This window comes from Paraburkholderia sp. BR10141 (genome assembly GCF_056155635.1).
This window is the reverse complement of sequence record NZ_JBMIQH010000011.1, coordinates 41,067-56,021: the sequence shown is the minus strand read 5'-3', so window position 1 is coordinate 56,021 and position 14,955 is coordinate 41,067. Positions and strand designations below refer to the sequence as shown.

General features: G+C 64.9%; 12 protein-coding genes. 9 read left to right on the top strand and 3 right to left on the bottom strand.

What is annotated here, in order from left to right; translation table 11 throughout:
- Positions 1-157: 157 nt before the first annotated feature.
- From ACOJB8_RS17185 to ACOJB8_RS17170, 4 genes are all read left to right on the top strand, one after another.
- Positions 158-847, top strand: coding sequence for an ABC transporter permease (locus tag ACOJB8_RS17185; protein WP_028207717.1), 690 nt, complete (start codon positions 158-160; stop codon positions 845-847).
- 19 nt (positions 848-866) lie between these two features.
- Positions 867-1,589: an ABC transporter permease gene (locus ACOJB8_RS17180; protein WP_028210520.1), complete on the top strand. Its 723-nt coding sequence runs from the start codon at positions 867-869 to the stop codon at positions 1,587-1,589.
- Positions 1,590-1,619: 30 nt separating this feature from the next.
- The gene (locus ACOJB8_RS17175; protein ID WP_342947891.1) at positions 1,620-2,402 is read left to right on the top strand and encodes an ABC transporter ATP-binding protein; all 783 of its coding nucleotides are present in this window, start codon (positions 1,620-1,622) and stop codon (positions 2,400-2,402) included.
- A gap of 579 nt (positions 2,403-2,981) precedes the next feature.
- On the top strand, positions 2,982-4,157 hold the full coding sequence (locus ACOJB8_RS17170) for a porin (protein ID WP_069265406.1): 1,176 nt from the start codon (positions 2,982-2,984) through the stop codon (positions 4,155-4,157).
- A 176-nt stretch (positions 4,158-4,333) separates the two neighbouring features.
- Here ACOJB8_RS17170 and ACOJB8_RS17165 read toward each other — a convergent pair whose 3' ends face one another.
- Together ACOJB8_RS17165 and ACOJB8_RS17160 are read right to left on the bottom strand one after the other, a co-directional pair.
- The gene (locus ACOJB8_RS17165; protein WP_027795598.1) at positions 4,334-4,672 is read right to left on the bottom strand and encodes a P-II family nitrogen regulator; all 339 of its coding nucleotides are present in this window, start codon (positions 4,670-4,672) and stop codon (positions 4,334-4,336) included.
- A 75-nt stretch (positions 4,673-4,747) separates the two neighbouring features.
- Positions 4,748-6,859 (bottom strand): NAD(+) synthase, encoded by a 2,112-nt coding sequence (locus ACOJB8_RS17160; protein ID WP_475013436.1) that lies wholly within the window; start codon positions 6,857-6,859, stop codon positions 4,748-4,750.
- 228 nt (positions 6,860-7,087) lie between these two features.
- Here ACOJB8_RS17160 and ACOJB8_RS17155 point away from each other — a divergent pair, with 228 nt between their 5' ends.
- The 3 genes from ACOJB8_RS17155 (at position 7,088) to ACOJB8_RS17145 (ending at position 11,677) form a co-directional block, all read left to right on the top strand.
- Entirely contained in the window at positions 7,088-8,260 is a 1,173-nt protein-coding gene (locus ACOJB8_RS17155; RefSeq protein WP_475013435.1) for a GNAT family N-acetyltransferase, read from the top strand.
- Between the two features lie 71 nt (positions 8,261-8,331).
- Entirely contained in the window at positions 8,332-8,664 is a 333-nt protein-coding gene (locus ACOJB8_RS17150; protein ID WP_475013434.1) for a GIY-YIG nuclease family protein, read from the top strand.
- 160 nt (positions 8,665-8,824) lie between these two features.
- Positions 8,825-11,677, top strand: coding sequence for an EAL domain-containing protein (locus tag ACOJB8_RS17145; protein WP_475013433.1), 2,853 nt, complete (start codon positions 8,825-8,827; stop codon positions 11,675-11,677).
- 71 nt (positions 11,678-11,748) lie between these two features.
- Here the strand turns inward: ACOJB8_RS17145 and ppa are convergent, their stop codons facing one another.
- Positions 11,749-12,276: an inorganic diphosphatase gene (gene ppa / locus ACOJB8_RS17140; RefSeq protein WP_028207725.1), complete on the bottom strand. Its 528-nt coding sequence runs from the start codon at positions 12,274-12,276 to the stop codon at positions 11,749-11,751.
- Between the two features lie 322 nt (positions 12,277-12,598).
- On the opposite strand from ppa, the gene ACOJB8_RS17135 reads away from it, so the two are divergent.
- Both ACOJB8_RS17135 and ACOJB8_RS17130 read left to right on the top strand, forming a co-directional pair.
- Positions 12,599-14,038: an aldehyde dehydrogenase family protein gene (locus ACOJB8_RS17135; protein WP_475013432.1), complete on the top strand. Its 1,440-nt coding sequence runs from the start codon at positions 12,599-12,601 to the stop codon at positions 14,036-14,038.
- Positions 14,039-14,069: 31 nt separating this feature from the next.
- Positions 14,070-14,828 carry an SDR family oxidoreductase gene (locus ACOJB8_RS17130; RefSeq protein ID WP_368729241.1) on the top strand — a complete coding sequence of 253 codons (759 nt, stop codon included), beginning with the start codon at positions 14,070-14,072 and terminating at the stop codon, positions 14,826-14,828.
- Positions 14,829-14,955: the final 127 nt, after the last annotated feature.

Below are 14,955 nucleotides of genomic sequence, written 5' to 3'. Positions count from 1 at the left end.
CACCGGGCTTCGTATACAGTCACAGGCGCGCTCACGAGCGCAATTGCATCGGCCGCGCGCGACCAGGCTATAAACCGCGCGGCCATGACCGGATTTGAACCGCGGCAGACAGCCGCGCCTTTCGCGGTGTGAGAAACGCATCGTCAAGGACTTGCCCATGTTTCTTCAAGGCTACGGCCCGCTGATCCTCGCCGGCACCTGGCAGACCGTCAAGCTCGCCGTGCTGTCGCTCGCGCTCTCGTTCGTGCTCGGGCTGATCGGCGCGGCGGCCAAGCTCTCCAAAAACCGCGTCGCGCACGGCGCGGGCACGCTCTACACCACGCTCATTCGCGGCGTGCCCGATCTCGTGCTCATGCTGCTGCTCTTCTACAGCATCCAGATCTGGCTGAACAATCTCACCGACATGCTCGGCTGGGATCAGATCGACATCGATCCGTTCCTCGCGGGCGTGGTCGTGCTCGGCTTCATCTACGGCGCGTACTTCACCGAGACGTTCCGCGGTGCGTTCCTCGCCGTGCCGCGCGGCCAGCTCGAAGCGGGCCACGCCTACGGCATGACGGGCTGGCAGGTGTTCACGCGCATCATGTTCCCGCAGATGATGCGCTTCGCACTGCCCGGCATCGGCAACAACTGGCAGGTGCTCGTGAAGTCCACGGCGCTCGTCTCGATCATCGGCCTCGCCGACGTCGTGAAGGCTAGCCAGGACGCCGGCAAGGGCACGCTGCGTTTCTTCTTCTTCACGCTGCTCGCCGGCGCGATCTATCTCGTCATCACCACGGTCTCCAACTTCGTGCTGATGTATCTCGACAAGCGCTACTCCACCGGTGTGCGCAAGGCGGATCTCTGAATCGCGCGAGGCCAAGACCATGCAAGACTTCGTCCAACTGATCCAGCAGTACTGGCGCAACTATCTCTTCTCCGACGGCTACCATTTCAGCGGCGTGGCCATTACGCTGTGGCTGCTCGTCATCTCGATCGGACTCGGCTTCTGCCTCTCGGTGCCGCTCGCCGTGGCCCGCGTGTCGAAGAAGAAGTGGCTCGCCGGGCTCGTGTGGCTCTACACGTACATCTTCCGCGGCACGCCGCTCTACGTGCAGCTGCTGCTGTGCTACACGGGCCTCTACAGCCTCGAGATCGTGCGCAACCACGAACTCACGAGCGCGTTCTTCAGGAGCGGCATGAACTGCACGCTGCTGGCGTTCACGCTCAACACCTGCGCGTATACCACCGAAATCTTCGCGGGCGCGATCAAGGCGACGCCCTACGGCGAGATCGAAGCTGCGCGCGCGTACGGCATGTCGCAATTCACGCTGTACCGCCGCGTGATCCTGCCTTCGGCGTTGCGCCGCGCCCTGCCCTACTACAGCAACGAAGTCATTCTGATGCTGCACGCAACGACCGTGGCCTTCACGGCGACCGTGCCGGACATCCTGAAGATCGCGCGCGACGTGAACTCGGCGACGTATCAGTCGTTCGGCGCATTCGGCATCGCCGCGCTGTTGTACCTGATCATTTCTTTCACGCTCGTGTGGCTGTTCCGCCGCGCAGAGCGCCGCTGGCTCGCGTACCTGCGACCGCAAGGCAAGTGAGCCCGCCAGGGCGTGTTTAAAGGTCAATTGATGAATTCCCAGAAGCAGAAGCTGTTCGTCGACTCCATCCACAAGAAGTACGGCGACAACGAAGTCCTCAAGGGCGTGTCCCTGAAGGCCAATGCCGGCGACGTGATCAGCGTGATCGGCTCGTCCGGTTCGGGCAAAAGCACGATGCTGCGTTGCATCAACTTCCTCGAGCAGCCCAACGAAGGGCGCATCGTGGTGGATGGCGAGGAAGTCGCCACTCGCGCGGACAAGCGCACGGGCGCCCTGCACCCCGCCGACGCAAAGCAACTCCAGCGCGTGCGCACCAAGCTCGCCATGGTGTTCCAGCACTTCAACCTCTGGTCGCACATGTCGGTGCTCGAGAACGTGATCGAAGCGCCCGTGCACGTGCTGGGCCTGCCGCGCAAGGACGCCGAAGAGCGCGCGCGCACCTATCTGGAGAAGGTCGGTCTCGCGCCGCGCGTGGAGAAGCAATACCCCTCGCACCTCTCGGGCGGCCAGCAGCAGCGCGTGGCGATTGCCCGCGCGCTCGCGATGCACCCCGACGTGATGCTGTTCGACGAGCCCACTTCGGCGCTCGACCCCGAACTCGTTGGCGAAGTGCTCAAGGTCATGCAGAAGCTCGCCGAGGAAGGCCGCACGATGATCGTGGTCACACACGAAATGGGTTTCGCGCGCAACGTTTCGAACCACGTCATGTTCCTGCACAAGGGTCTCGTGGAAGAGGAAGGCCAGCCGGCCGAGGTCTTCGCCAATCCGAAGAGCGAGCGCCTGCGCCAGTTCCTTTCAGGCAGCCTCAAATAAGTCGACTCTCAGGGTCGCCGCCTTTCGGCGATGTAGCAAAAGTAGTTTTACAAGGCGCTTACAGCGCCTGTTCTTTTTGGGACTTTCATCCTCCAAAAGCCGTCCGTTTAGCCTTAAAAACGGCGTTTTTCGCATTACTCCTTGCGAAATCTTCCGTCAATAGTGGCAATCCTGAACTCAGCCATTCAATTGACGTGAGTCCCTTGTCCCACAAGGGTTTCGACCTGGTTGTAGTACCTCTCTGACCACCATCCAGGAAGACCATATTGCAATTTGACGACATCCCGGGGTGCGAGCACGAATTAGTTCGCCAGCGCGGACCTTTTTTGCTAAATTAGTAACCAAAGTAGCAAAACAAAGTTCATTAAAAGTAGTTTCACTTCAAAAAGAACGGGAGATGCCAGTCAACCAGGGGACCTGCAAGACGACCCAGCCCGGGTCATGCAGCGGCACCAGCCCGTACGCCGGTCCTCGGGGTAATTCTCCCTTACGCGACGATTTCTGTTCGCAGCGCCGCCAAGCGCACGGACGTCTTTCGCAGTACTAAGGTTGACTCTTTGACAGGGTATGGAGGAGAAGATGAAGAAAGCTTTGCTCGCCGCAGCATTGATGTCGGCTGGCGTGATCGCGCATGCACAAAGCAGCGTCACGCTCTACGGCCGCCTGGACATGGGTGTGGCGTATATGAACGGCATTGGTGCCGGCAGCGGCGCAAATGGTCAAGCCACCCACGGCTCCAGCCAGGTTCAGCTCGAGAGCGGCTACTGGGGCACCAGCCTCTGGGGCATGAAGGGCGTTGAAGACATCGGTGGCGGCAACAAGGTTCTGTTCCACCTGGAAGGCAGCTTCAGCACCGCCAACGGCACGCTCGGCTCGGCCGGCTCGCTCTGGAATCGCTGGGCAACTATCGGTGTCGCGAACGACCAGTTCGGTACGCTGCTGGCTGGCCGCATGCTGTTCATCTCCAACGGCATTTGGGACTTCGACCCGTTCGGTCAGTCGAACTGGTCGTCGGCCTCGATGGTCCGTGGCCGCAACTGGCCGCAATCGAGCAACAACATTTCGTACCAGTCGCCGAACTGGTTCGGCTTTGACGTGTACGGCCAGTACGCGTTCTCGAACGCGACGAACTGGAACGGCAACAACACGACGCCGTCGGGTCGTGAAGCTGGCCTGCAACTGACCTACACGAGCTCGTTGTTCCAGATCCGCGGCCTGTATGACGAAATCCGCAATCCGAACAATGGTCAGCTGGGCGGCCTGTACAACGCGCTGGACGGCAGCACGAAGACGCCGCTCTCCACCTCGCAAGGTAACGGCAACGGCGTGTTCGCTTACTCGCGCGATTACATGGCCATGTTCAACCTGTTCCTCGGCGCGTTCAAGGTTCAGGGCGGCTACGAAGCCATCCGTTCGTCGGGCATGAATCCGGGCATCATCGGCCAGCCGACCACGCTCGACCACGAGTGGGGCGGTGTGACGTGGCAAATGACGCCGGCTGCAGCGCTGATTGCAGCGGTCTACCACGTCAACGCGAACAACGGCGGCGGCAACGCCACGCTGTACACGATCGGCGGCTCGTACAACCTGTCCAAGCGCACGCTGCTCGACATCCAGGCAGGCACGGTGCAGAACAGCAAGACGGCCAACTTCGGTCTGAACGCCAACAACTTCGGTACGGCTGCAAGCACGGGCAACCCGGTTCCGGGCCACAGCCAGGTTGGCGTGTACGCAGGTATCCAGCACTCGTTCTAATTCGAAACGAGTGTAGAAAGAACAGCTACATCGACGTTTTCACGCTGCTGCGAGAGGCGCGTATCGGTGCGATGTCCGAAAGGGTATCGCACCGTTTTTTATTCTGGGGACGGGCCGCGCGAGCGGCGCCGTCCCCTTTTCTATTGGTGCATCAGGTGCTTCGAAGGCGCACGGTCTCAAACCGCCGCTTCGTTTTCCTCGCCCGTGCGGATGCGGATCACGCGCTCCACGTCGGTCACGAATATCTTGCCGTCGCCGATCTTGCCGGTGCGCGCCGCGCCGATGATCGCGTCGATCACCTGGTCGGCCTGGTCGTTCGCGACCACCACCTCGATCTTCACCTTTGGCAGGAAATCGACCACGTATTCGGCGCCGCGGTAAAGCTCCGTGTGGCCCTTCTGGCGGCCGAAGCCCTTGACCTCGGTGACGGTCAGGCCCGTGAGGCCCACTTCGGCGAGCGCCTCGCGTACTTCGTCGAGCTTGAACGGTTTGATCACGGCAGTAATGCGTTTCATGGCGAACCTCGTCTCGTTATCGGATTTGTCGGAAATTTCGGAACATATCGGGATTCTACGCTGTGCGGCCGGGGCTCACGCCGAGGGCTTGCCCGCAGGCGCCGCGCTCGTCCCGCCCGCTTCGTCGGGTACGCGCTCCAGATCGGCGAGCCAGACCACCGACTCCGAATCGCTGGGGGCACGCCAGTCGCCACGCGGCGAGAGCGAGCCGCCCGAGCCGACCTTCGGCGCATTCGGAATGCAGGTGCGCTTGAACTGGCTCTGGCGGAAGAAGCGGTCGAGGAATATGCGCAGATTGCGCTTGATCGACGCGAGATCGTACTGATTGCGCGCGACCTTCGCGTTCTCGGGCCATGCACCCGCTTCGCGGTCACCCCACGCGTGGCGCGCGAGGAACGCGACCTTGGAAGGCGCGAAGCCAAAGCGCAGCGTGTAGTAGAGGTTGAAGTCCTGCAGCTCGTAGGGGCCGATCGTGTTCTCGGTTTTCTGCTCGGGCGCGCCATCGGACTTGCCGGGGATCAGCTCCGGGCTGATGTCGGTGGCGAGAATCGCTTCGAGCACGTCGCGGCCGCTCTCCCCCTTCTGGCCAATCTGGCCCGTTTCGGCCACCCAGCGCACGAGGTGCGTGATGAGCGTCTTCGGCACGCTCGCATTCACGTTGTAGTGCGACATGTGATCGCCCACGCCGTATGTGCACCAGCCGAGCGCAAGTTCGGAGAGATCGCCCGTGCCGATCACGATCGCGTGATTGAAGTTGGCGAGGCGGAACAGGTGATTCGTGCGCTCGCCGGCCTGCACGTTTTCGAACGTGATGTCGTAGGCTTGCTTGCCTTCCGAGTACGGATGGCCGAGGTCTTCGAGCATCTGCATGCAGCTCTGGCGAATGTCGATTTCGCGCGCCGTGCAGCCCACGAGCGCCATCAGCTCGCGCGCCTGGCGCAGCGTGCGCTCGCTCGTGGCGAAACCAGGCATGGTGTACGCGAGAATGTTCGCGCGCGGCAGCCCGAGGCGATCCATCGCCTTCGCGCACACGAGCAGCGCATGCGTGGAGTCGAGCCCGCCCGAGACGCCAATCACCACCTTCTTGATGCCCGCCTGCGAAAGCCGCTGCACGAGCGCCTGCACCTGGATGTTGTAGACCTCGTTGCAGCGCTCGTCGCGCCGCTTCGGGTCGGCCGGCACATAGGGGAAGCGCTCCACGCGGCGCGAGAGCGCGAGCGTGTCGCGCTGCCATGCGCCCTCGCCCGCCAGCTCGCACGAAATCACGCGAAACTTCGCGACTTCATCGGCGTGGCGGCGGATCGAATCACCGAACGTGGTCTGGCGGATGCGCTCCTGCTGCAGTCGCGCGAGATCGACATCGGCGAAGATGAGATGCGAGTCGTCGGAGAAGCGCTCCGACTGCGCGAGCAGCTCGCCGTTTTCGCACACGAGCGCGTGGCCGTCCCAGGCCATGTCGGTGGTCGATTCGCCCTTGCCCGCCGAGGTGTACAGATACGCGGCAAGACAACGCGCCGACTGTTGCGAGACCAGTTGCTGCCGGTAGCCCGCCTTGCCCACCACGACGTTCGACGCCGAAAGATTGACGAGCACCGAAGCGCCCGCGAGCGCCGCGAACGACGACGGCGGGATCGGCACCCAGACGTCCTCGCAGATTTCCACGTGAAAGCGCAGACCCGCAACCTGCGGCACCTCGAACAGCAGCGACGCGCCGAACGGCACATCCGCGCCGGCGAGGCGCACGGTGTCGGTGCTCGCGCTATCGGCGGCGCTGAACTGGCGCGGCTCGTAGAATTCTCCGTAGTTCGGCAGGAAGCTCTTGGGCACGACGCCCGCCACACGCCCGCCCGCCACGACCGCTGCGCAGTTGAAGAGCGAATGCCCCGCGCGCACCGGCAGCCCCACGATCATCACGAGCGGCAGCGCGGCCGACGCTTCGACGATCTGCGCGAGCGCGCGCTCGCAGGCGTCGAGCAACGCTTGCTGATGGAACAGGTCGTCGCAGGTATAGGCCGAAAGCCCAAGCTCGGGGAACGCGACGAGCGCCGCGCCCCGCGCCGCGGCCTCGCGCGCGAGCGCGAGCGTCTCGCTGGCATTGAATGCGGGATCGGCCACACGGCAGCGCGGCACGCCCACGGCCACGCGCGCAAAGCCGTGCGTATAGAGATTGAAGAAGCGCTCTTTCATTTCGATAACCTTGAGGCGGGCGCGCTGCGCACGAAAGCGCGCGCTCTGACGTTTGGGCTGCCTGGTGCCGCTTGAAGCCGCTTCGAAACCGCTCGATGCTGCGTGGCTGACGCCGCTGCACGAAGCGCGGCGGTCCTCACCCGCTCGGGACGTTTGCTTTACCATGACCGTTTGCCGCTGCAGGCGCTGCTGAACGACCCAAGCCGCATCCCACGCCAACGGGCACGCATGAAACAGGAACATTTCGATTATCGCACGGGCATCCTCGGCTCACCGTCCGAGGTCGACGCCGCCGAATGGAACGCGCTGCTCGCGCGTCAGGCGCAGCCTACGCCCTTTTTGCGCCACGAATTCCTCGCGGCGCTCGACGCCACGCGCTGTTCCACGCCGAACGAGGGCTGGGCCGCGCAATTCGTCACGCTCACCGACGCACGCACGGGCCGCCTCGCCGCCGCCGCACCGGTGTATCTGAAGGGCCACTCGTACGGCGAGTACGTGTTCGACTGGGCCTGGGCCGACGCGTACAAGCGCAACGGCCTCGAGTACTACCCGAAGCTCCTGTGCGCCGTGCCGTTCACGCCGGTGCAGGGCACGCGCCTGATCGCCGCCGACACGACCGCGCGCCGCCATCTGGCCGCGACGCTGCTCGCCTTTGCCGAGCAGGCCGACGTCTCGTCGCTGCATGTGCTCTTTCCGACCACCGAAGACGCCGAGGCACTGACCGACCTCGGCATGATGCAGCGCGAAGGCGTGCAATTTCACTGGCTCAACGACGGCTATCGCGACTTCGAGGACTTCCTCTCGACTCTCGAACAGAAGAAGCGCAAGAACATCCGCGCGGAACGTCGCAAGGTGCACGACGCGGGCGTGACGATGCGGCGTGTGCGCGGCGAGGACATTAGCGACACCGAGTGGCGCTTTTTCAGTCGCTGCTACCGGCAAACCTACCGCGAGCATTTCTCTTCGCCGTACCTGAATCTCGACTTCTTTCGCATGATCGGCGAGACGATGCCGGAGAATCTGCTGCTCGTGATCGCCGAGCGCGAAGGCAAGCCGATCGCGAGTTCGCTCGTGGTCTGGCAGCGCGGTGAGAATGGCCAGGGCGGCACGCTCTATGGCCGCTACTGGGGCGCGCTCGAACACGTGCCCTGCCTGCACTTCGAGACCGCGTATTATCAGCCGCTCGAATTCTGCATCGAGGAAAAGCTCGACGTGTTCGAAGGCGGCGCGCAAGGCGAACACAAGATGGCGCGCGGGTTCCTGCCCACCGCCACGCGCTCGGCACACTGGCTCGCCCATCCGGCGTTCTCCGATGCCGTCGCGCGCTTTCTCGAGAGCGAGACGAACCACATTCACGCCTACATGCACGAGCTCAATGAGCGCAATCCGTTTCGTGCGTGATTCATCCGTAAAACTCGCGCACGACGTGTCCTGAAACGCCCACGCCGATCACGATCATCGCTTCCAGAACTATGCCGTGGTTCCTCTACATGCTCGAATGCGCCGACGGCAGCGTCTACACGGGCATCGCCATCGACGTCGCCGCCCGCTTCGCCCAGCACGCGAGCGGCACCGGCGCGCGCTACACGCGCTCGCGCAAGCCGGTACAGGTGCTCGCGCAATTCGAGTTCGCCGACCGTGCACGTGCCTCGAGCGCCGAGTACTGGGTCAAGCGCCTCACACCACGCGAAAAGCGCGCGCTCGCAGCCGGCACGCGCACGCTCGAATCGGTCCTGCCCCCGCCACCTCCGTCGCCCCCGGAAACGGCCGCGGAAGCAGCCCCGGAAACCGCAGCGCCAGAATGAGCAAACGCCTCGCGGCAAGAGCGTTTGCTCTTTTCATCGAACGCGCCGTCTAAATCCTAAAGCCGCCGCTGCCCCCGCCGTTATTGCTCACAAGACGCCGGTCCTGGCCCCCGGCGCGCGCTCTCATTTCACCTCGCAAGCCGACGGGGACCGGTGAAGCATGAAGAGACCCATTAAATCGGAGACGACCCGGCTTGGCCCCGGTTGGCACGGATGGCGGCGCACGACCGCGGTCCTGCTGCCGCTATGGCTGCTCGCTGCCGTCATGGCGTTGATCGCGGTGGTCAGCCTCGCGATCATGTCGATCCTGCTCGCCTATGTGGCGGGGGAAAGCAGCTGGTCGAAGGGCCAGAAGGATGCGGTCCACGCGCTGGAACGCTACGCGCGCACCGGCGACGAGGCGGACTACCGCGCGTTCCTCGCCGGCATTGCCGTGCCGCTCGGCGACCGCGCGGCACGGCTGGAGATGAACCGCGCGCAGCCGGACATCGCGGCGATCCGGCACGGTTTCGAGCTGGGCCGCATCGCGTCCGCCGACATGGACGGCATGACCTGGGGCTACCGCACGCTCAAGAACACGCCGTGGATGCGCCCGGCCGTCGCTTTCTGGGAGATCGGCGACCGCTACATTCTGCGTCTTGCCGATACCGGCGAACGCCTGCACGCGCTCGTGCAGGCGGGCAAACTGCACGCGCCCGAGTCCGCGAACCTCGTGCACGAGCTGCGCGAGATCGACAGCCGGCTCGCGCCCATCGAAAGCGGCTTCTCCCGCTCGCTCGACGACGCGGCGCGCGCCACGCGCTCGCTCCTCACGCTCGCGCTCGCCGCCTCCGCGATCGTGCTGCTCGGCGTGTTCTCACAGTTCATCCGCCGCGCGCTCGCGCGCAGCGACCGCCTCGAAGCCGAAGTGCGCAAGAACGAGGAGCGCCTCACGCTAGGCTTCGAAGGCATCAACGCCGGACTCTGGGACTGGGAGGTCGGCAGCCGGCAATGCTACTTCTCGAACTGGCTCTACGAGCAGCTCGGCTACGACGTGGGAACACGCTTCGAAAGCGACACGGGCCTCACCCAGCTCGTCCACCCGGACGACCTCACGCTAGTGCGCCACGCGCTGCGCCAACACCTTGCGCGCGCAACGACTTTCGACGTGGAGTTTCGTCTGCGCACGCTCGCGGGCAGCTACTGCTGGTGCCGCGCGCGCGGCCAGGCGGTGCGCGATGCACGCGGGCGCGCCGTGCGCATGGTCGGTTGCCTGTTCGACATTTCCGAGCTGAAGACCGCCGAAGCGAAGGCCTATACGGAACGCGAACTGGCGGAGGTCACACTGGCCTCGATCGGCGAAGCCGTGATCCGCACCGACGAGCACGCGCGTGTGACCTACTGCAACGCGGTGGCCGAACGCATGCTCGGCCGCGCGGCCGCCGAGATGCTCGCGCAACCGTTCGATGCGATCTGCGACGTGCGCAACGACGCACAGGAACCGCAGGGCTTCGCCATCCTGATGAATTCGCAAGCGACGGGCAACGCAGGCGGGTCGAGTCTGCATGTGATGCGCCCGAACGGCTCGCGTCTCGCGGTCGACTACTCGATGTCGAAGCTGCGCGACGCGCAACGCCGCGTGATCGGCACCGTCATCGTGCTCTACGACGTGAGCGCGCTGCGCGAGCATGCCGCCCGCCTCGCGTACCAGGCGACCCACGACGAGCTCACCGACATCTACAACCGCCGCGAGTTCGAGCGGCGCCTCGCCGCGTTGCTGGAAGACAGCGCGGGCGCACCGCCCGGACAGCCCGGCCACGCGGTCATGTTTCTCGACCTCGACCAGTTCAAGGTCGTCAACGACACCTGCGGCCACTCGACCGGCGACGAATTGATCCGCCAGGTCTGCCGCGTGCTCAAGAGCGAGTTGCGCGGCGAGGACATCATTGCGCGCCTCGGCGGCGACGAATTCGGCGTCGTGCTGCCCCACTGCACGGCGGCGCACGCGTCGCTGCTCGCGGAAGGCCTGCGCGCGGGCATCGCCGCGATCCGCTTCACGGGCGCCGGGCGCATCGTGCAGACGAGCGTGAGCATCGGCCTCGTCGGCGATGCGGCGGGTCTCGTTTCCGTGAAGGAGGTGATGAAAGCCGCGGACGTCGCGTGCTACATGGCGAAGAAGAAAGGCCGCAACCGCGTGCACCGTTTTCGCTATGACGACGAGGAACTCTCGCAAACCCACGCGCAGATGGCGTGGGTCTCCGACATCAAGGCGGCGCTCGAGAACGGCCAGTTCTGCCTCTTCGGCCAGAAGATCCTCTCGCTCGCGCAGTCGTCCACATCGGCATCGGGGGCCGACGACACGCACGTCGAACTGCTGTTGCGCATGCAGTCCGCCTCAGGCGCGCTCGTCGAGCCTTCCGCGTTCATCGGCGCAGCCGAGCGCTTCGACCTCATGCCGGCCATCGACCGCTGGGTGATTGCGAGCGCGTTCGCAATGATCGCCGAAGGCACACACGATTACGGCACCTGGTCGATCAACCTCTCGGGCGCCTCGCTCGGCGACGAGCAACTCGCCGACTATATCGAGGAGCAGCAGCGCATCTGGTCCATCCCGTTCGAGCGCGTATGTTTCGAGATCACCGAAACCGCCGCGATCACGAATCTGAACGAGGCAATCACTCTCATCGAACGTCTGCGCGCGCAGGGCTGCCGCTTCGCGCTCGACGACTTCGGCGCGGGCATGTCGTCGTTCAACTACCTCAAGCATCTGCACGTCGACTATCTGAAGATCGACGGCAGCTTCATACGCGGCATCGTCGACAGCCCGCTGGACCAGGCCATCGTGCGATCGATCAACCAGGTCGCACATGCCGCGGGCAAGCTGACGATCGCCGAGTGCGTGGAGGATGCCGCCATCGTGGACTGGATGATCGCGATGGGCGTGGACTACGCGCAGGGCTACGGCGTGGGCAGGCCCGCGCGGCTCGACATCCTGCGCGGGCCGGAGCTGCGCGACGTCGCCGAAGTGGGTTGATCGGGCGCCCATGAAAAAACCGCACGGCCCTGACAGGCACGTGCGGTTTTCGATCAACCCTGAAGCGCGATTTACTTCTTGAAGTTCGCCACGCCTTCGGTGATTTCCTTGTGGGCGGCTTCGATGCCGACCCAGCCTTCGACCTTGACCCACTTGCCCTTTTCGAGCGCCTTGTAGTTCTCGAAGAAGTGCTTGATCTGGTCCTTCAGGTACTCGGGCACGTCGTCGAGCGACTTGAGGTTGGCCGTCATCGGGCAGACCTTGTCGTGCGGGACCGCGATCAGCTTCGCGTCGACGCCCGACTCGTCGGTCATCTGCAGCATGCCGAGCGCGCGCGAACGCACGACCGAGCCGGCCAGCAGCGGGAACGGCGTGATCACGAGCACGTCGACCGGGTCGCCGTCGCCGGAGAGCGTCTGCGGAATGAAGCCGTAGTTCACGGGATAGCGCATGCCCGTGCCGACGAAACGGTCGACGACGAGCAGGCCCAGGTCCTTGTCGGCTTCGTATTTCACCGGATCGCTTTGCGCGGGAATCTCGATGATCACGTTGAAGTCTTGCGGCAGATCCTTGCCGGCGGGGACATTTGCAAAGCTCATGAGCGCTCTCTGTTGAGAAGGGGAAAAATCGACGGCTCGCGCGGAAAAACGGCGCGGAACCGAACGTCGCGGACGTTGGAGGATGGACGCCATTATAGCCAATCGGCCAGGGCGGCCGGCAGTTCGGCCCAGGGCTTTCCCGCACGCAAATGAAGTGGCTGCTGAATTCCCGCGCGTGGCGCCCGCGATTGGCGCGATAATCGATCTGCCGGCGCGGCCCTCCTTGGGGCGATCCGAGCCACGCTTCGGCGACGTTTCCCGTTTTTGCGTTTCCCCTTCCTCGTTTCACCCCCGCTTCACTCCCTACTTACGAGGCGCATACATGGAAGAAGCGAAGCACTTCATCGGCGGCGAGTGGCAATCGCCCGCCAGCGGCGAGACGCTCGCCGCGATCGATCCCTCCACCGGCCAGCCCTTCGCGCAAATCGCGCGCGGCAATGCAGCCGACATCGACTCGGCCGTCACGGCCGCACGCAAAGCCTTCGAGGGCGCCTGGGGCGCACTGAGCGCCGCCGAACGCGGGCGCATGCTGTTCGCGCTCTCGGGTCTCGTCGGCCAGCACAGGGAAGAACTCGCGCAGCTCGAAGCGCGCGACACCGGCAAGCCGCTCAAGCAGGCGCGCGCCGACGCCGCCGCGCTCGCGCGCTATTTCGAGTTCTACGCCGGCGCCGCCGACAAGCTGCACGGCGAAACGCTGCCCTACCAGGCCGGCTACACGGTGCTCACGGTGCGCGAGCCGCACGGCGTGACGGGCCACATCGTGCCCTGGAATTACCCGATGCAGATCTTCGGCCGCAGCGTGGGCGCGGCGCTCGCCACCGGCAACGCGTGCGTGGTGAAGCCCGCCGAGGACGCCTGCGTGTCGCTGCTGCGCGTAGCCGAACTCGCGCGCGAAGCCGGTCTGCCCGCGGGCGCGCTCAACATCGTCACCGGGCTCGGGCATGAGGCGGGCGCGGCGCTCAGCGCGCATCCGGGCATCGACCACATCTCGTTTACGGGCTCGCCGCAAACGGGCAAGCTCGTCGCGCAGATGGCAGCTGAACACCACGTGCCAGTGACGCTCGAACTGGGCGGCAAGTCGCCGCAAATCGTCTTCGCCGATGCCGATTTCGACGCCGCGCTGCCCGTGCTCGTCGCCGCGATCGTGCAGAACGCGGGGCAGACCTGTTCGGCGGGCAGCCGCGTGCTGATCGAGCGCAGCGCCTACGAGCCGCTCATCGACCGGCTCGCCGCCTCGTTCGGCAAGTTGCGCGTGGGCCCGGCCAGTGCCGATCTCGACTGCGGCCCCCTCATCAACGAGAAACAGCGCCAGCGTGTGCGCGCCTTTCTCGACGAAGCGGCCGCGAGCCGCATCGCCACGGCGGCAAGCGGCAGGCTCGAAGCCGATGCGCCCAGCGGCGGCTTCTACGAAGTCCCGACGCTCCTGCGCGACGTGCCGCCGCAAAGCCGCCTCGCCCAGGAAGAAGTGTTCGGCCCGGTGCTCGCGGCCATGCCCTTCGAGAGCGAGGAAGAAGCGCTCGCGCTCGCCAATGGCACGCCTTATGGCCTCGTCGCCGGCATCTGGACACGCGACGGCGCGCGCCAGATGCGTCTCGCCCGGCGCGTGCGCGCGGGCCAGGTGTTCGTCAACAACTACGGCGCGGGCGGCGGCGTCGAATTGCCGTTCGGCGGCACGCGGCACTCGGGACACGGGCGCGAAAAAGGCTTCGAAGCACTCTATGGCTTCACGGTGCTCAAGACGATTGCGATCCGGCACGGCTGAACATGTCGATACTCATACATACGGAGACACCATGCGACTCAAAGGCAAGACGGCCGTCGTGACCGGCGGCGGCTCGGGCTTCGGCGAAGGGATCGCCAGGACTTACGCGCGCGAAGGCGCGAACGTCGTCATCAACGATCTGAACGGTGACGCCGCCGAGCGCGTGGCGAGCGAGATCGCGCTCGCAGGCGGCAAGGCCATTGCCGTGCAAGGCGACATCACGCGCGAAGCCGACTGGCACGCGCTGCGCGAGGCGGCCGTCGAGGACTTCGGCAGCGTGCAGATCGTCGTCAACAACGCGGGCACTACGCATCGCAACAAGCCCGTGCTCGAAGTGAGCGAAGCGGAGTTCGACCGCGTCTACGCCGTCAACGTGAAGGGCCTCTACTGGAGCGTGCGCGCGTTCGTACCGCACTTTCGCGAGCGCGGCGGCGGCGCGTTCGTCAATATCGCGTCGACGGCCGGCATCCGGCCCCGGCCCGGGCTCGTCTGGTACAACGGCAGCAAGGGCGCGATGATCGTGGCCAGCAAGGCGCTGGCGGCCGAGCTGGGCCCCGACCAGATTCGCGTGAACTGCGTGAATCCCGTGATCGGCGATACGGGGCTCACGGCGGAGTTCATGGGCGTGCCCGACACGCCCGAGAACCGCCAGCGCTTCGTCGCGACCATTCCGCTCGGGCGCTTCTCCACGCCGCAGGACGTGGCCAATGCGTGTCTCTATCTCGCTTCGGATGAGGCCGCGTTCATTACCGGCACCTGCATCGAAGTGGATGGCGGGCGCTGCGTATAGTTGCGCCCGCCAGCTGGCCGATCGGTGTTTTCCCCGACAGATACGCGCCGTCGCGCCACGGCGGCGCGTATAGAATGATCGTGCTTTCGCGTCGAATACCCGCCATATCAAGGCGGCAATACAACAA

What these genes read in the sequence shown, in the direction of transcription:
- ACOJB8_RS17175 (WP_342947891.1), top strand. Translation starts at nt 1,620, where the DNA reads ATGAATTCCCAGAAGCAGAAGCTGTTCGTCGACTCCATCCACAAGAAG.
- ACOJB8_RS17135 (WP_475013432.1), top strand. Translation starts at nt 12,599, where the DNA reads ATGGAAGAAGCGAAGCACTTCATCGGCGGCGAGTGGCAATCGCCCGCC.
- ACOJB8_RS17150 (WP_475013434.1), top strand. Translation starts at nt 8,332, where the DNA reads ATGCCGTGGTTCCTCTACATGCTCGAATGCGCCGACGGCAGCGTCTAC.
- ACOJB8_RS17170 (WP_069265406.1), top strand. Translation starts at nt 2,982, where the DNA reads ATGAAGAAAGCTTTGCTCGCCGCAGCATTGATGTCGGCTGGCGTGATC.
- ACOJB8_RS17155 (WP_475013435.1), top strand. Translation starts at nt 7,088, where the DNA reads ATGAAACAGGAACATTTCGATTATCGCACGGGCATCCTCGGCTCACCG.
- ACOJB8_RS17160 (WP_475013436.1), bottom strand. Translation starts at nt 6,859, where the DNA reads ATGAAAGAGCGCTTCTTCAATCTCTATACGCACGGCTTTGCGCGCGTG.
- ACOJB8_RS17165 (WP_027795598.1), bottom strand. Translation starts at nt 4,672, where the DNA reads ATGAAACGCATTACTGCCGTGATCAAACCGTTCAAGCTCGACGAAGTA.
- ACOJB8_RS17130 (WP_368729241.1), top strand. Translation starts at nt 14,070, where the DNA reads ATGCGACTCAAAGGCAAGACGGCCGTCGTGACCGGCGGCGGCTCGGGC.
- ACOJB8_RS17185 (WP_028207717.1), top strand. Translation starts at nt 158, where the DNA reads ATGTTTCTTCAAGGCTACGGCCCGCTGATCCTCGCCGGCACCTGGCAG.
- ppa (WP_028207725.1), bottom strand. Translation starts at nt 12,276, where the DNA reads ATGAGCTTTGCAAATGTCCCCGCCGGCAAGGATCTGCCGCAAGACTTC.
- ACOJB8_RS17180 (WP_028210520.1), top strand. Translation starts at nt 867, where the DNA reads ATGCAAGACTTCGTCCAACTGATCCAGCAGTACTGGCGCAACTATCTC.
- ACOJB8_RS17145 (WP_475013433.1), top strand. Translation starts at nt 8,825, where the DNA reads ATGAAGAGACCCATTAAATCGGAGACGACCCGGCTTGGCCCCGGTTGG.